Source organism: Corynebacterium sp. KPL3927 (assembly GCF_040225835.1).
Lineage (GTDB): Bacteria > Actinomycetota > Actinomycetes > Mycobacteriales > Mycobacteriaceae > Corynebacterium.
In genome coordinates, this window is the sequence record NZ_JBEHGD010000016.1 from 35,734 (window position 1) to 50,767 (window position 15,034).

The following is a 15,034-nucleotide window of genomic DNA, read 5'->3' on the forward strand; positions in this document are numbered from 1 at the left end:
AGATACGCTGCGCACCTCATTGCAGGCGCGCGTTATCGGCATGATTGTGGTCGCCTCCTCGGTGGTCATGATTATCTTGGCCTACGCCTTGGTCTCCGTGCTGACCCAGCGGTTGGTATCCCAAAAGGAAGACGTGGCGCTGCAGGAGCTCGAGCGTGCCCGCACGGCGGTGGAGCAGCAAATCGATGCCACCAGCTCGGCCAACTCGGTGCAGGTGCGCATCAATTCCGCCCGCGCTTCCTTGGATCAGCTCTCTGCGCAACAAGGCGATGCGCAGGCCGTGTATGAACCCGTCATCGTGGTGGAAAACCAGGATGGTTCCATCACCACCTCGCCGGAGGATTTCCCGGTGCCGGAACAAATGCGGCAGATGGTGGGCCAAGACCAGATTGCGCAGCAGTATTACCCCGTCCCGCGCGGCAATGGCGATTACTATAACGCGCTCATGGTGGGCACACCCACCGATGCCGAGATTCCGAATCTGCAGGTCTACCTTGCCCTGTCCATGGAATCTGAAGAATCAACGATGGCGCTTATGCGCGGCCTGCTCTCTGCCGCCGGCGTGGTGGTCGTGGTCTTGCTGGTGGGCATTGCCTGGTTGGCTACCCAGCAGGTCATTACCCCGATCAAGTCCGCGTCCCGCATCGCCCAGCGCCTGGCCGCCGGCCACCTCAAGGAGCGCATGGCCGTGGACCGGGACGATGAGATGGGCCGGCTTGCCGCCTCCTTTAATAATATGGCGGATAAATTGTCCTCCCAGATTGCGCAGCTGGAGGAATACGGCGATTTGCAGAGGCAATTTACTTCCGATGTCTCGCACGAGCTGCGCACCCCCATTACCACCGTGCGCATGGCCGCAGACCTCATCGAATCTGAGGCCGATAGCCTGCCCGCGGGCGCGCAGCGCGCCTCCAAGCTCATGTCCAGGGAGCTGGACCGCTTCGAGGAGCTGCTCGCGGATCTGCTGGAGATTTCCCGCCACGATGCCGGCGTGGCGGACCTATCCACCACGGCCATTGACCTGCGCTCCTGCGTGGATGCCGCCTACCGACAGGTCGAGCATTTGGCGCAGAAGCTCGACGTGGAGGTTGTTCGCAATATGCCGGATGAGCGGATTTCCATCCGGGCCGATTCGCGCCGCATCGAGCGCATTTTGCGCAACCTCTTGGCCAATGCCATCGACCACTCTGAGGGCAATCCTGTGGTGATCGATATCGCCACCACAGATAAGGCCGTGGGCGTAGCCGTTACGGACCAGGGCGTGGGCCTGAAACCTGGACAAGAAGAACTGGTATTCAACCGTTTCTGGCGCGCGGATTCTTCCCGCAAGCGCCACTCTGGCGGCACTGGGCTGGGCCTTGCCATCGCCCGCGAGGACGCGGCCCTGCACGGCGGCACGCTCGATGCATTTGGCGTATTTGGCTACGGCTCCCGCTTCCGCCTCATCATCCCGCGCGAGCCGAATACCGAGATTGGTGAAGAGCCCATCTCCCGAGAGATTCCAGGCGCCCCGGGCACTGGTTCAGACGCCGCGCACGACGGGCTTGCCGATGCCCCTGCTTCCTCTGACCCCAGCGGCGCAACCGGCGCCGCTGTTGGCGCCGCTGCCGACGCAGCTAGCGGTGCCGACACCGGGCAAGCTGGTACAGCGGAAGCTGGTGCAGCGGAAGCTGGTGCAGCAGATGACGAGGACGAGGGTGGTGCCGGTGGGGCATCGCCAAGCAATAGCTCAGTGGTAGGCCGCGGAATCGGCATCGACGATGACTCGGCGGAGGCATCTGAGGCGGATGGTGATGGCATCCTGTGGCCCTCCGAACGCGAGCGCAATCGCGGGGCCGCGTCGCCAGAGAGGCGCTCCTATAAGGCGCCGGATTTTAAGGGGGATAAATAAATGAATTCGGTCATTATGAAGGGAATATGGCGGCGGCACACCGCCGTGGGCGCGGTGGCGGCGCTGTGCTTTGTCACCGGTTGTTCAACCTTGCCGCACGATACGAGCCCCCAGGTCGTAGGTACCTACCACAATCAGCCCGATGGTCCGGAAGAAGTCATTACCCCAGAGGTGGGGGCGGACCCGGACCTTACCCTGCGCGATTTTTACCGCGCTGCGGCCATTCCCACCAATGATCACGATGCGGCCCGTGGATTCCTTACGGATTCCGCCCGCGGGGCCTGGGATTCCTCGGGCGATGTCATGGTGGTCGATAGCCTGGATATCGTGACCGCGCCCGATAAGAAACAAAATACCGCGGAGGATGTGCGCTCATTTACTGTGCGGGGCACCATCATCGGACGGCTAAAATCCGGTGGGGCATATGTGCCGGAAAATGAAGGCTACGAAGCTACCATTGATATGAAAATGGTGGATGACCAGTGGCTTATTAATGGGTTGCCGGCAGGATTGGTCATTGAGCGCAATGAGCTGCGCAATCATTACACCCCGCAATCGCTCTATTTTTATAAACAAACCGATGACGTCCTTGTCCCGGATCGCCGGTGGCTCTATAAAGGCAGCGAGGAATCCGAGTCCACGCTGATCACCCTCTTGATGGAAGGCCCGTCCAGCAGCATTGCCCCTGCCACCCGCCGGGCAGCGGATGAACAGGTCACCTTCGCCGGCTATGACAATGAAAACGGATACCAGTTCGAGGGGTTGTCAGAACTGGATGAAAATGACCGCACCCGCTTTGCCGCGCAATTGGTCTGGACGCTTTCTGATGCCGGGCATATCGGCCCCTTTAAGGTCAAGGCCGATGGTAGCAACCTGGTAGAAGGCATGGACACCGTCAGCGTGGATGATTTTGCTGACTATAACCCCAAGATCAATAGCAATTCCCTGTCCACGCTGTACGCCTTGAACGAGGGCAACGTGCTGGAAGTCGATAGTGGGGTGGCCGAGCCGATCACTGGTGCCTTGGGCTCGAGCGGCAATGTGCAGTCGGTCGATGTCACCGAGTCCGGCATGATTGCGGCGGTCAGCCGGAAGTCTAATGGTGACTTCAAATTGCAAATGGGCGAAATCGGCTCCGCCATGCAGGACTCGGTCGACGGGAAGACGCTGGCGCGGCCCACCTTCGAATTTAATGGGCAGGCCGCTTGGACGGTGGTCGATGGTGACCGCATCGTACGCGTCGTGCGATCCAAGACCACCGGGCGGATCTCAGAATCCGAGGTCGATGCCCGCAGCATCGACGATATCGAGGGCGAAATCTCCGTTATCCGCTTATCCCATAGCGGCGCACGTGCGGCGATGATCATTGATGGCCACGTCTACATCGCCGCGGTGGCCCAATCCAGCAGCGGTGAAAAGCGCATTGTCAACGCCCGCGAGGTGGGCCCTGAGGTATCCGGCTCGGCACTGTCGCTGGATTGGAATAACGATGGCTCGCTCATCGTGGGCACGTCTTCTGGGCAGTCGCCGGTATGGCGCATCGAGCAAGATGGTTCCTCGGCTTCTACCATGCCGACGGGTAATATCACCGCCCCGGTAGTTGCGGTGGCTACCTCGCCCTCGAAGCTTTATATTACGGATTCCCATGCCATGCTGGAACTTCCTGCCACGGTGGTAGATGAGGTGAACTGGCGCGAGGTGCCCGGCCTGCAGGGTCGGCGTTCTTCGCCTATCGTGTCCGATTAGAAGGCGGCCGCGCTGGGCGGCGCTGCCGCAGAGGACCTTTCGGGTATGGGGTGGTGTCGCGCCGTGAGCGTGCGAGAGCTGATTTTTCCGCGTGCGTGCGCCGGGTGCCGGGCGCCCGGACATGTCTTGTGTCCGCAGTGCCGTGAGCACCTGCGCCAGCCTCCTTACTTGGTAAGCCGCCCGCGGCTTTTGGGGGCACCGGTATTTACTCTAGGGTCCTATTCCGATATTCGCCGCAATATCATCATCAGCATGAAGGAACAGGGCAATAGGGAGGTGCGCGATTATATCGGTGCTGTGGTGGCCGCGGGCGTGGCGCACTTGGCCGCCCGTGGCGAGATTCCCCGCGAGCTGTGCCTGGTGCCGGCACCTACTCGTCGCCGCTCGGCGCGCATGCGCGGCGGCGATCCCGTAACGGCCATGTGCCAGGGTGCGGCGAGACGACAGCAGGGCCTGCGTGTGCGCGAGGCGCTTACCATGGGCGCGGATACGGCGGATCAATCCGAGCTCAATGCGCAGGATAGGTGGGCGAACCTGCAGGGGCGCGTGGGGGTTAGCACCCCGGTTGGCGGTGAGCAGGCGCTGCTTGTCGATGACGTTATAACCACCGGTGCCACCCTCGCGGCCAGCATGGCGGCCCTGCGCGCCGCCGGCGCCACGGTCTATGGGGCGTTGGCTTTTGCCGATGCTTAAGGTACATCACAGAGTGGGGTGCACGGTGTTACCCCCTAATACCATCAGGTCATAACCACTGGTATTATTAAAGGTGTCACAGAGGAACAGTTACTGTGATTGTTTCTAGTCCCCACTACCAAAGGGAGGCATCTCAATGTCCCAGCCAAATAATGCTCAGGTAACGATTACGGGCCGTAACGTTGAAGTACCGGAACACTTCCAAGAGCGCGTCAATGAAAAGCTGGCCAAGATTGAACGCCTTGATCCCACATTGACCTTCTTCCACGTGGAGTTGCAGCACGAGCCAAACCCACGCCGTGAAGCAGAGTCCGACCGCATCCAGATCACTGCGACCGGCAAGGGCCACATCGCCCGCGCAGAGGCTAAGGAAGACTCTTTCTACGCAGCGCTGGAAACCGCGATGGGGAAGATGGAACGCTCCCTGCGCAAGGTGAAGGTTCGCCGTGAATTCGTCAAGGGCGGCCACCGCGCACAGAAGGGCACCGGCGAAATCGCCGCCGAGATGGTTGCGGAGGCAGAAGCACAACGCGCCAAGGAAGAGCGCCTGGTCGATCCTTATGCCGAGACCGTCGAGGATGTTCGCCCCGGCCAGATCGTGCGCACCAAGGAGCACCCGGCCACCCCGATGAGCGTGGATGATGCCCTGAGCGAAATGGAGCTGGTTGGCCACGATTTCTTCCTCTTTGTTAATGAGGAAAACAATAAGCCATCTGTGGTTTACCGCCGCCACGCTTTCGACTACGGCATCATCTCCTTGTCTGAGGATGCAGAGGGCTAGAACCTCCAGCGCCCGCCTAGAGCGCTAAACCACTTCTCCCTCCTTCCTGCCTATCGGGCTATTGCTCGATGAGGTGGGGAAGGGGGGATTTGTCATGCTGTGAGCTATCCGTTTTCTTAGTGTCCTTAGTGTGAAATCACTATCGTTTAAGGGCGGGTAGAACGCGACAAGGGCAGTGGCGTGAGTACAATTGCGGGAAGTTAACGAATGTGTCGCGATAAGAAGGACTAACGAATAGTGTTTGGACTTTCCAAGCTGCTGCGCGCGGGCGAGGGCCGTACGGTCAAGCGCCTGGGCAAAATTGCAGACGATGTAATTGCACTCGAGGATCAGTACGCGGAGCTTTCGGACGATGAGCTAAAGGCCAAGACTGACGAGTTCAAGACTCGCCTGAAAGATGGCGAAGAAAAGAACGACATCTTGCTCGATGCTTTTGCTACCGTCCGCGAAGCCGCTTGGCGCGTCCTGGGACAAAAGCACTACCCCGTGCAGATCATGGGCGGCGCCGCCCTGCACTTTGGCAATGTGGCTGAGATGCGCACCGGTGAGGGTAAGACCCTGACCTCCCTGTTGCCCGCTTACCTCAACGCTTTGGAGGGCGAGGGCGTTCACATCGTCACGGTCAATGACTACTTGGCCAAGCGTGACGCCGAGATGATGGGTCGTGTTCACCGCTGGTTGGGCCTGTCCGTAGGGGTTATCTTGGCAGAAATGCGCCCGCAAGAGCGCAAGGAAGCCTACGACTGCGATATCACTTACGGCACCAATAATGAGCTGGGCTTTGATTACCTGCGCGATAACATGGTACGTACCCTCAATGATGTAGTTCAGCGCGGCCACAATTTCTGCATCGTGGATGAGGTGGACTCGATTCTTATCGATGAAGCCCGTACCCCACTCATCATTTCCGGCCCGGTTGATGGTTCCTCCCAGTTCTACGGCGTCTTTGCGCAGCTGGCGCCGCGCATGCGCGAGGGAATCCACTACGAAGTGGACCACAAAAAGCGCACCATTGGTGTCTTGGAAGAGGGCGTGGAGTACGTCGAAGATCAGCTCGGCATTGAAAACCTCTACGCGCCGGAGCACTCCCAGTTGGTTTCCTACCTCAATAACGCGTTGAAGGCCAAGGAGCTATTTACCCGCGATAAGGACTACATCGTTCGCAACGGCGAAGTCATGATCGTGGATGGCTTTACCGGCCGCGTTTTGGCGGGACGCCGCTACAACGAAGGCATGCACCAGGCCATTGAGGCCAAGGAGCAGGTGGAGATCAAAAACGAGAACCAGACGCTGGCGACGGTTACCCTGCAGAACTTCTTCCGCCTTTATGAAAAGATTTCCGGCATGACCGGTACCGCGGAAACGGAAGCCGCGGAGCTGCATTCCATCTATGGGCTGGATGTGGTTCCTATTCCTACCAATAAGCCGAATCAGCGCACCGACCACTCGGACCGCATTTACAAGACGCAAGAGGCAAAATTCGCCGCAGTGGTTGATGATATTGCAGAACACGTCGAAAACGGCCAACCGGTGCTAGTTGGTACCACCTCTGTGGAGCGCTCCGAATACCTGTCGCAGTTGCTTTCCAAGCGCGGCGTGCAGCACAACGTGCTCAACGCCAAGCACCACGAAGAAGAGGGCCAGATCATTGCCCGTGCGGGCCGCCCCGGCACCGTGACCGTGGCAACCAACATGGCGGGTCGTGGTACCGATATCGTGCTCGGTGGTAACCCGGAAGTCATCCTCGATGAAAAGCTGCGCGAACGCGGCCTCGACCCCTTCGAGGATGAGGAAAAGTACCAGGAAGCCTGGGAAGCCGAGATCGACGGGGAGAAAGAGCGCTCGAAGCGCTTGGGCGACGAGGTGCGCGAATCGGGCGGACTCTATGTTTTGGGTACCGAGCGCCACGAGTCCCGCCGCATTGATAACCAGCTGCGCGGTCGTACCGGCCGTCAGGGCGACCCAGGCGAGACCCGCTTCTACCTGTCCATGCGCGATGAATTGATGGTGCGCTTTGTGGGCCAGTCCATGGAGCACATGATGAACCGCCTCAACGTGCCCGATGATGTCCCCATCGAGGCCAAGATGGTCTCGAACTCCATTAAGGGCGCCCAGGCGCAGGTGGAGAACCAAAACTTCGAGATGCGCAAGAACGTGCTGAAGTACGATGAGGTGCTCAATGAGCAGCGCAAGGTGGTCTACTCCACGCGCTATTCCATCCTCGATGCTGATGACATCAAGGACGATATCCGCACCATGATCGATGACACAGTCTCTGCCTACGTCGCGGGTGCTACCGCCACCGGTTATGTCGAAGACTGGAACCTCGAGGAACTCTGGAACGCCCTTGAGGCGCTCTACGGCCCCACGATGTCCCCGGAGGAACTCGTAGAAGGCTCCGAGTATGGCTCCCCAGGCGAGCTCACCGCGGAGCAGCTGCGCGATGCCCTCGTCACCGACGCGAACCGGGAGTACGACAAACTGGAGGAAGCCGTTTCTGCCATCGGCGGCGACAAGCAGATGCGCAATACCGAGCGCATGGTCATCCTGCCGATCATTGACCAGAAATGGCGCGAGCACCTCTATGAGATGGACTACCTCAAGGAGGGCATCGGCCTGCGTGCGATGGCGCAGCGCGACCCGCTGGTGGAATACCAGAAGGAGGGCGGCGATATGTTCAATGCCATGAATGAAGGCGTGAAGGAAGAAACCGTGCGCCAGTTGTTCATGCTGCGCAAGCAGTTCAAGCAGCAGGAAGAAAACCAAGAATCCGGCGGTGACTCGGGCTCTGGCCCTGCAGGCCAAGAAACCGTAGAGGCATAACGCTGCAGCGTCCTTTCGCACCCCCTTCCTCTGCCTCCCCGCCTTCGCGTGGTAAGGAGAGCGGGAGGGGGCACTGTCAGTTTTAGAGCAGCCGAAACGAGCGCAGCCCCTGGTCCGTGGCGGAGCCGGTAAAGGCGTGGCGGTGGGTGCCGATGACCGCGGAACCGAAGTATTCGCCATTAGGCCGCGCGTGCAGGCTGGTAAGGCGCAGGGTATCGGTGTCATAGGGGCTTTCCCGCCGGTGCACCCAGGAGCCAATATGAAGGCGGATGGAATCCGAAAAGCGCGGGGAATTGAGCTGGGCAAGCGGGCGGTAGCCGGCGGCGACCTCAAGGATGAAGACGACCCAGGCTTGGATATGGTGCTGGGCGGCAACCTCTGCCGTAGTGGGCAGGCGGCCGTAATGGATGCGGTGCGGGGCGATATACAGCTTGAGATGGGAGTAGCCGGGAATGGGCTCATACATGGTGAAATGAGTGCTCCTGCGAAAAAGGGCAGGGAGGCGAACGCGTGATAATTATCTCATGGGGGCGCTGCGCGCGCTATTTCTGGCAGGTTCCTGTATGAGGCGGGCGAGAATATAAGCGCAGTTCGCTATACTTTCGAGGGTTACAAAGAATTCGTGTACTGAAGGATTAAAAATATGCGTGGTCTCATCGTTGACTATGTCGGCGTCCTCGATGGCGCTGAAGAGGACAATCGCCGCTGGAAGGCATTGCTATCCGCGGCGAAGGCAAATGGTGCCGCAACCGCTATCTTGTCTAATGACCCGGGCGGTTCCGGCGCTGAGCACATTCGCGAGTGGGAATACCGCGGCAACGTCGATGCCGTGGTGTTGTCTGGAGAAATCGGGGCGGAAAAGCCGGAGGCTGCGGCCTTCCAAGCGGCTGCCGATGCCCTCGAGCTGCCCTTGAGCGATTGCGTGATGGTCGATGATTCGATTCTCAACGTGCGCGCCGCCGTCGATGCCGGGATGATCGGTTTCTTGTACACCAGCTTCGACCGCGTGTCCGTAGAAATTCAAGCCGTATTCGATATTGAAGGGGAATTTTAGTGGCTGAAGCCCGCGTCTATATTCCGGCGACCTATGCCATGTTGGCGGAGCTCGCAGAAACTGGTACGCTCGCGGCGCGTTCCGGTTGGGGTTTCATGGTTACCCCGGCCCTGCGAGATTTTTATACCGCAGGAGATGAAGAAGAGATAGCCTACTCCGCCTTCCTTGAGGCCTCTATGGCCTCGCTGCGCCTGTTGACCATTGGGGACGAGGAGAAGTTCCCACACCGGCGCGTGGTTATTTCCATTGACGTTGATGACACTGCAGTTACCCCGCGCCCAGATATGGGCGAGCCGGTGGTAGAGCTCCAACCGGCGCAATTTGGCACCGATAACCTCGCCGCCATTCACGTCGATATTGAAGAATCCGAAGAGGCAACCGCCAAGGCCATTGAGGCCATCGATTCCGCAGACCTGGGAGATGAGGATGCGGAGCTCGCGGTGGGCGATGCCCTGGATAACTTCATGGCCTTCTACCACCCCACGGAGCTGCCCTTCCTCGTGGAATTGCTTTAAGCCGCGCTAGTTTTCCCACTCCACGTTGGAGCGCAGGGCTTGCAGCAGCCCGCGTACCGCATCGCGACGGCGGGCGGTAGCGGTGCCCTCGGGAATGATTTCTGGATCATCGAGCCCGCATTCCGGATCCGCCGGTGGCCCCGCGTGCGTACAGCCACGCGGACACTCCTCAATAGCCGCGGCGAGGTCCTCGAAGACTCCAAGGACGTTATCCGCGTCCACGTGCGCCAGCCCAAAGGAACGAATGCCCGGGGTATCGATGATCCAGCCGCCCTGAGATTCGGTTCCTGTAGCGTCGGTGGGCAAGGGGAGGGCCACCGATTGCGTCGAGGTATGCCGGCCCTTGCCGATACCCGATACTTCCCCCGTTTCCCTTTCCGCTTCTGGAACCAGCCGGTTGACCAGCGTGGACTTGCCCACCCCGGAATGCCCGATGAGCGCGGTAATGTGGCCATCCACCTGCGCGCGCACGGCATCTAGGCCATCCTCGACTCCGGCTTCGACCACCGTGACGTCTAGGTCGGCGAATTCTTCTGCAAACGGCGTCGGGTCCGCGAGATCTGTCTTGGTCAGGCACAGGATGGGGTGCAGGTTGCCCACGAATGCGGCAATCAAGGCACGCTCGACAAAGCCGGAACGCGGGGGAGGGTCTGCCACGGCAGAAACGATCAGCAATTGATCGGCATTGGCCACGATAATGCGCTCATACGGATCCGTGTCATCGGCGGTGCGACGCAGCACGGAGGTGCGATCCGCGAGCTTGACGATGCGCGCCAGCGTGTCCTTGGCACCAGAGGTATCACCAACCACGCCGACGCGGTCACCGACCTCGATGGCGGTGCGGCCCAGCTCGCGGGCGCGCATGGCGGTGACCTGGGGGCCATCGTCAAGCGCAACGCCCCACCGCCCGCGGTCCTTGGTGATTACCATGCCGTATTTGGCATTTTTGTGCTTGGGCCGATCCTTGGTGCGCGGGCGCGAGCCCTTGCCGGGGCGCACGCGCACATCAGATTCATCAAAGGAACCGAAACGTCTAGCCATGTAAATCCTGTTGGTCGGGGTGCAGCATCGTCTCCCACATGCGGGCGAAACCGGGCAGTGTCTTGGAAGTGGTGGAAATATCCTCAATCTGGATATCAGGGACTTTCAAACCCAGAATGGCGCCGGCGGTGGCCATGCGGTGATCGGCATAGCACGGCCAATCGCCGCCGTGGAGTTCGGCGGGTTCGATCACTAGGCCATCGTCAAGCTCGGTGACCCTGCCGCCCAGCGCATTGATATTCGCTGTGAGCGCCTGCAAGCGGTCGGTCTCGTGGCCGTGCAGGTGGGCAATGCCCGTAAGCCGCGACGGCGTTTCCGCAAGCGCGCACAGGGCCGCAACGGTGGGGGTGAGCTCCCCGATATCGCCCATGTTGCGCTCGATGCCCTGCAGCTTTCCCGCCGGGTTGCCCGCTGCGGTCACGCTATTGTGCTCTTGGGTTACCATCACGCCCATATCCAGCAGGATCTGGCGGATGGCATCGCCTGGCTGGGTGGTATTTGCCGGCCAGTTCTTGATGGTCAAGCGCCCGCCGGTTACCGCCGCGGCGGCGAGGAATGGCGTGGCATTGGAGAGATCCGGCTCAATGAACCATTCGCGACCGGCGATGGGGCCGGGGTGCACCGTCCACGTAGTGCCATCCGAATCCACGCGCACGCCCGCCTGGCGCAGCATGCCCACCGTCATTTCCACGTGCGGCATGGATGGCAGCTGGCCGCCCTCGTGGGTGAGTTGGATGCCCTGGGAAAAGCGCGCCCCGCTGAGCAGCAGGCCGGAGACGAACTGGGAAGAACCAGAAGCATCGATGGTGACCTTGCCGCCTTCTGGTACGCCGTTGGAGGACACCGTAAAGGGCAGGCTACCTCCTTCCACATCAACGCCGAGGCTGCGCAGCGCATCTAGCGTAGTGGACATGGGGCGGTTATAGGCCTGCTTATCGCCATCGACGCGCACTGGGCCATCCGCTAGCGCCGCGACCGGCGGCACAAAACGCATCACCGTGCCGGCCAGCCCGCAATCCACCGTGGCACCGTGCAGCTTCCCAGGCTGGACGTGGATATCGGAGCCGTCATGGGTAAAGCGAACCCCCAAGGCACTGAGCGCATCCTCCATTAGCTGAGTATCGCGCGATACCAGCGGGGCGCGCAGGATAGACGGGGAATCAGCCAGCGCGGCCAGGATGAAGGCGCGATTGGTAATAGATTTCGATCCTGGCACCTGGTGTTCCCCCGTAACGGGGCTGGTAGCCAGCGGGGCGGTCCAAGGTTGAGACATAGTGTCCATAATAGAGGGCATGTGCGGAAGATTCGTTCTTTTTACCGAGTCCCTCCTCGATGAGGTGGGAAGCCTCCCGGGAATCCAGGAAGTCCACGCCCCACAGGGTACGCCCGGGCCGCGATATAATATTGCCCCGACCCAGCCCATTCCCATCGTGCGCGTGCGCGAGGAGCTAGCGGAAGTCGACCCCGCGCGGTGGGCGCTCTTGCCGCAGTGGAAGAAAGACCTGGATGGCCCGCCGCTTTTTAATGCTCGGGCAGAAACGGTGGCAAGCAAGCCATCTTTTCGCACCGCCTTTAAAACCCAGCGCTGCCTTATCCCCATGAACGGCTATTACGAGTGGCACAAGGATGGCTCCACCAAGACGCCGTACTACGTCCACCCAGACCACGGCCTGCTGTGGGCCGCAGGGCTCTGGGATACCGGGTTGGATCGGCTCTCTGCCACCATCGTGACCACCGCGGCTACCGAAGAGATGGAGTGGCTGCACCACAGGCTGCCGCGATTTTTGGCGCCGGAGGAGATGCGCACCTGGCTCGAGGGCAGCGCCGAGGAGGCTAAGGAGCTGCTAGTGCCCACTGGCCTGCGGGGATTTGAGTACCACGCGGTGGATAAGGCCGTGGGGACTGTCTCTAATGACTACCCGGAGCTACTCAGCCAGTAGATCGGCAAAGTCGGCCCCGCACAAGCGCGCGAGGTCTTCTGCGTTGAGCTCGATATCTAAGCCGCGGCGGCCGCCGGAGATAAAGACAGTATCGAAAAGCACCGCGGATTCCTCGATCACTGTGGGCAGCGGGTTCTTTTGCCCGAGCGGGGAAATGCCGCCGTGCACGTAGCCTGAGGACTTCTCGGCATCGTGCACCTGCGCCATGGCGGCCTTAGGAGCCCCCAGGGCGGCGGCCGCCTTCTTGAGGCTTAAATGGTGCGTCGTGGGAATCACGCACACCGCCAGCTCGCGGCGCGGGCCCTTGCCCGCGGTGAGATCAATGATGAGGGTTTTCAGCACGCGTTCGGGTTCTACGTCTAAGGCCGCCGCGGCGTGGTCACCGAAGTGATCCTTGCCCGCTTCAAAGGTGGATACGGAGTGCTCGACTCCGGCATCTTCGATGACTTTCAGCGCCGGGGTAGCGGCATGCGGGGACTTTTTGGCCATATAGGAATTTTAGCGTGAGACGTTAGGATAGATTGTGTGGTTAAAGAAACAGTGAGCGAAAAGGAGCTGCAGCGCCGCTTTGAAAAGGAAGCGCTCCCGCTGCTCGATCAGCTCTATGGCGGCGCGCTGCGCATGACGCGAAACCCGCAAGACGCGGAAGACTTGGTGCAAGAGACCTATCTGAAGGCCTATAAGTCCTTCCATTCCTTTAAGCAGGGAACGAACCTAAAGGCATGGCTTTATCGCATCATGACCAATAACTACATCAACTCTTATCGCAAGGCGAAGCGGCGCCCTACCGAGTCTTCTGCCGATGATCTGAGTGATTTTCAGCTCTATACCACCGCAGGCCACGATTCCACCGGCTTGGAATCCGCCGAGGTGGCAGCGCTTAAAGAGATGCCAGATAGGTCCATTTCGCAGGCCATTAATGACTTACCGGAGGATTACCGGATGGTGGTCTACTACTCTGATGTGGAGGGCTTAGCGTACAAGGAAATCGCCGAAATCATGGATACTCCATTGGGAACGGTGATGTCCCGCCTGCACCGTGGAAGAAGAATGCTCCGGAAGGCGTTGAAGGACGTAGCACGTGAACAAGGAATTGGATTAGAACACCCGGACATGGAGGACAAGTAATGGAAGGCGCAACCGGAAAGAACTGTGGTGCGTGCAGCTCCACTGAGGTACACAACCTATTTTGCGAGCTTCTCGATGAATCCACGACCTACGCCCGCGCTTTAGCCATCCGCGAGCACATCGCCCAATGTGATTTTTGCCAGCAACGCCTAGAGCGCGAAGAGCTCGTCCGCTCCCTCGTGCGCAATTGTTGTGCCGGCCAAGCTAAGGCACCGCAATCGTTGCGTCGCCGCATCTCGGTAGAAATTACGGAGATCGAATCCCGCTGGTAAGAAGCGCCCTTCAGAGCTGCGAACGTCTCGCAACAAAAGTCGGGACAGTTCGTGCTGCCGTGTTTTCTCATCCAGTTCAGAAGCATACGTACACACCGTCAGGCGCGCTCTGCCGAAGAGGTGCTGTGGAAAAACTTTTTCCACAGGATCGCACTCGCAGCGGTTAACCCAAGAGTCAAACCCCACCACACGCCTTGGGGACCTAATGCGAGTGGATAGGCAAATAGTAGGGGCCTAACCCTGACGTGTACACTTTCTGGGGTCATGTCCGGCCCCGACTGGTGAATACGCATCCTGCGAATAGTTGAAGAACGGGTTCTATTGTTTGGGCTGGTACCTATCTGGTGGTAGCAGTGCTAGTTTTTCTGAATTCGCTGGCGGTAGTAATCACGATTGTCTTCTTGCATGTGAGCAAATTCCATGAGTACGCCCGGCCAGATGGGATACGTATCGATAAGGTTCTCTGCGATGCTTAGCAACGGTGAAAATGCGATCTCGCCCCATCTGATGCCTATACCTACTCTTTCGGAGTAGGCCGTGCTACTTAAGGGGCCAAGTGCCCACTGGCTCCCTGACATCGCATTCATCCATGTGCCGTTGATGGCGAGGACGCGGGATACTTTCTCTTCGTAGCTGTGTTTAGAGTTTAAGATTTCGAGTACGATCTCGAAGGGAAACTCTTTTGTGCCATCGGTGACCTGCTTGCGCTGAAGAGGCGTCAACTCTGCAAGTGTCGTGGGGACTGTTGTTGAAAGGAAGTCTTCCAGCCTATTTCCGAATTGTTGATGATATCCGTCAAACCACATGAGATTCCTATCGGGCTATGCAGGGCGTATAACCCAAGCCCCTGAATATTGATTTAATGTCTTGTCGAAAAACAGGTTGCGGATTTAGCCCAGTACCCAGTTTTTGCTGTCTTCTTAGACGATCGAGTGTATTCCAGCATACACTTTCTACTACAAGGAAGATTTCGTTGTTGTGTCCTGAGGATTCAAGATTCGGCTTTGTGGGGTGCAGCAGAGACGTTGTCGAAGTGAAGAAGGCGAGAATCGCTGCCCCGAGGAATTATGCGTGGACCTGACCCCCATGTGGTGGACACCTGATATCCAGCCCAGTCGAGCTGGGAAGAAAGGTAATCTACCACCATGTC

Annotated in this window: 15 protein-coding genes; 10 read left to right on the forward strand and 5 right to left on the reverse strand. The window is 59.4% G+C overall.

Annotated features, from left to right (window positions below; all coding sequences use genetic code 11):
- Positions 1-19: 19 nt before the first annotated feature.
- The 5 genes from mtrB to secA all read left to right on the forward strand — a co-directional run bounded on the left by mtrB (position 20) and on the right by secA (position 7,934).
- Positions 20-1,891, forward strand: coding sequence for an MtrAB system histidine kinase MtrB (gene mtrB / locus ABRP86_RS08460; RefSeq protein ID WP_349863732.1), 1,872 nt, complete (start codon positions 20-22; stop codon positions 1,889-1,891).
- Positions 1,892-3,637: an MtrAB system accessory lipoprotein LpqB gene (gene lpqB / locus ABRP86_RS08465; RefSeq protein ID WP_349863705.1), complete on the forward strand. Its 1,746-nt coding sequence runs from the start codon at positions 1,892-1,894 to the stop codon at positions 3,635-3,637.
- A gap of 168 nt (positions 3,638-3,805) precedes the next feature.
- Positions 3,806-4,330: a ComF family protein gene (locus tag ABRP86_RS08470; protein ID WP_284869880.1), complete on the forward strand. Its 525-nt coding sequence runs from the start codon at positions 3,806-3,808 to the stop codon at positions 4,328-4,330.
- Positions 4,331-4,466: 136 nt separating this feature from the next.
- Positions 4,467-5,111 (forward strand): ribosome hibernation-promoting factor, HPF/YfiA family, encoded by a 645-nt coding sequence (gene hpf, locus ABRP86_RS08475; RefSeq protein WP_349863706.1) that lies wholly within the window; start codon positions 4,467-4,469, stop codon positions 5,109-5,111.
- A gap of 237 nt (positions 5,112-5,348) precedes the next feature.
- Complete coding sequence (secA, locus tag ABRP86_RS08480) at positions 5,349-7,934, forward strand: preprotein translocase subunit SecA (protein ID WP_349863708.1); 2,586 nt, start codon at positions 5,349-5,351, stop codon at positions 7,932-7,934.
- An 82-nt stretch (positions 7,935-8,016) separates the two neighbouring features.
- Here the strand turns inward: secA and ABRP86_RS08485 are convergent, their stop codons facing one another.
- Positions 8,017-8,400: a hypothetical protein gene (locus tag ABRP86_RS08485; RefSeq protein WP_284643374.1), complete on the reverse strand. Its 384-nt coding sequence runs from the start codon at positions 8,398-8,400 to the stop codon at positions 8,017-8,019.
- 177 nt (positions 8,401-8,577) lie between these two features.
- On the opposite strand from ABRP86_RS08485, the gene ABRP86_RS08490 reads away from it, so the two are divergent.
- Complete coding sequence (locus ABRP86_RS08490) at positions 8,578-8,988, forward strand: HAD-IA family hydrolase (protein WP_349863711.1); 411 nt, start codon at positions 8,578-8,580, stop codon at positions 8,986-8,988.
- Positions 8,988-9,503, forward strand: a complete 516-nt coding sequence (locus ABRP86_RS08495; protein WP_005277532.1) for a DUF6912 family protein — start codon at positions 8,988-8,990, stop codon at positions 9,501-9,503. Before ABRP86_RS08490 ends, ABRP86_RS08495 begins: the two co-directional genes overlap by 1 nt.
- A gap of 6 nt (positions 9,504-9,509) precedes the next feature.
- Here ABRP86_RS08495 and rsgA read toward each other — a convergent pair whose 3' ends face one another.
- Both rsgA and aroA read right to left on the reverse strand, forming a co-directional pair.
- Complete coding sequence (gene rsgA / locus ABRP86_RS08500) at positions 9,510-10,544, reverse strand: ribosome small subunit-dependent GTPase A (RefSeq protein ID WP_349863713.1); 1,035 nt, start codon at positions 10,542-10,544, stop codon at positions 9,510-9,512.
- Positions 10,537-11,838, reverse strand: a complete 1,302-nt coding sequence (aroA, locus tag ABRP86_RS08505; RefSeq protein WP_349863716.1) for a 3-phosphoshikimate 1-carboxyvinyltransferase — start codon at positions 11,836-11,838, stop codon at positions 10,537-10,539. Before aroA ends, rsgA begins: the two co-directional genes overlap by 8 nt.
- Here aroA and ABRP86_RS08510 point away from each other — a divergent pair.
- Positions 11,837-12,484: an SOS response-associated peptidase gene (locus ABRP86_RS08510; protein WP_349863718.1), complete on the forward strand. Its 648-nt coding sequence runs from the start codon at positions 11,837-11,839 to the stop codon at positions 12,482-12,484. The genes aroA and ABRP86_RS08510 overlap by 2 nt on opposite strands.
- On the opposite strand, the gene ybaK is transcribed toward ABRP86_RS08510, so the two are convergent.
- Positions 12,470-12,973: a Cys-tRNA(Pro) deacylase gene (gene ybaK, locus ABRP86_RS08515; protein ID WP_349863721.1), complete on the reverse strand. Its 504-nt coding sequence runs from the start codon at positions 12,971-12,973 to the stop codon at positions 12,470-12,472. The two genes, ABRP86_RS08510 and ybaK, sit on opposite strands and share 15 nt — an antisense overlap.
- A 36-nt stretch (positions 12,974-13,009) precedes the next feature.
- On the opposite strand from ybaK, the gene ABRP86_RS08520 reads away from it, so the two are divergent.
- Positions 13,010-13,612 carry a sigma-70 family RNA polymerase sigma factor gene (locus ABRP86_RS08520; protein WP_349863724.1) on the forward strand — a complete coding sequence of 201 codons (603 nt, stop codon included), beginning with the start codon at positions 13,010-13,012 and terminating at the stop codon, positions 13,610-13,612.
- Positions 13,612-13,884 (forward strand): anti-sigma factor, encoded by a 273-nt coding sequence (locus ABRP86_RS08525; RefSeq protein ID WP_005281801.1) that lies wholly within the window; start codon positions 13,612-13,614, stop codon positions 13,882-13,884. The genes ABRP86_RS08520 and ABRP86_RS08525 overlap by 1 nt, the downstream gene beginning before the upstream one ends.
- Positions 13,885-14,240: 356 nt before the next feature.
- Here ABRP86_RS08525 and ABRP86_RS08530 read toward each other — a convergent pair whose 3' ends face one another.
- Positions 14,241-14,690: a hypothetical protein gene (locus ABRP86_RS08530; protein WP_349863727.1), complete on the reverse strand. Its 450-nt coding sequence runs from the start codon at positions 14,688-14,690 to the stop codon at positions 14,241-14,243.
- Between the last annotated feature and the right edge of the window lie 344 nt (positions 14,691-15,034).

What these genes read in the sequence shown, in the direction of transcription:
- ABRP86_RS08485 (WP_284643374.1), bottom strand. Translation starts at nt 8,400, where the DNA reads ATGTATGAGCCCATTCCCGGCTACTCCCATCTCAAGCTGTATATCGCC.
- ABRP86_RS08530 (WP_349863727.1), bottom strand. Translation starts at nt 14,690, where the DNA reads ATGTGGTTTGACGGATATCATCAACAATTCGGAAATAGGCTGGAAGAC.
- rsgA (WP_349863713.1), bottom strand. Translation starts at nt 10,544, where the DNA reads ATGGCTAGACGTTTCGGTTCCTTTGATGAATCTGATGTGCGCGTGCGC.
- aroA (WP_349863716.1), bottom strand. Translation starts at nt 11,838, where the DNA reads ATGCCCTCTATTATGGACACTATGTCTCAACCTTGGACCGCCCCGCTG.
- ybaK (WP_349863721.1), bottom strand. Translation starts at nt 12,973, where the DNA reads ATGGCCAAAAAGTCCCCGCATGCCGCTACCCCGGCGCTGAAAGTCATC.
- ABRP86_RS08490 (WP_349863711.1), top strand. Translation starts at nt 8,578, where the DNA reads ATGCGTGGTCTCATCGTTGACTATGTCGGCGTCCTCGATGGCGCTGAA.
- lpqB (WP_349863705.1), top strand. Translation starts at nt 1,892, where the DNA reads ATGAATTCGGTCATTATGAAGGGAATATGGCGGCGGCACACCGCCGTG.
- ABRP86_RS08525 (WP_005281801.1), top strand. Translation starts at nt 13,612, where the DNA reads ATGGAAGGCGCAACCGGAAAGAACTGTGGTGCGTGCAGCTCCACTGAG.
- hpf (WP_349863706.1), top strand. Translation starts at nt 4,467, where the DNA reads ATGTCCCAGCCAAATAATGCTCAGGTAACGATTACGGGCCGTAACGTT.
- ABRP86_RS08510 (WP_349863718.1), top strand. Translation starts at nt 11,837, where the DNA reads ATGTGCGGAAGATTCGTTCTTTTTACCGAGTCCCTCCTCGATGAGGTG.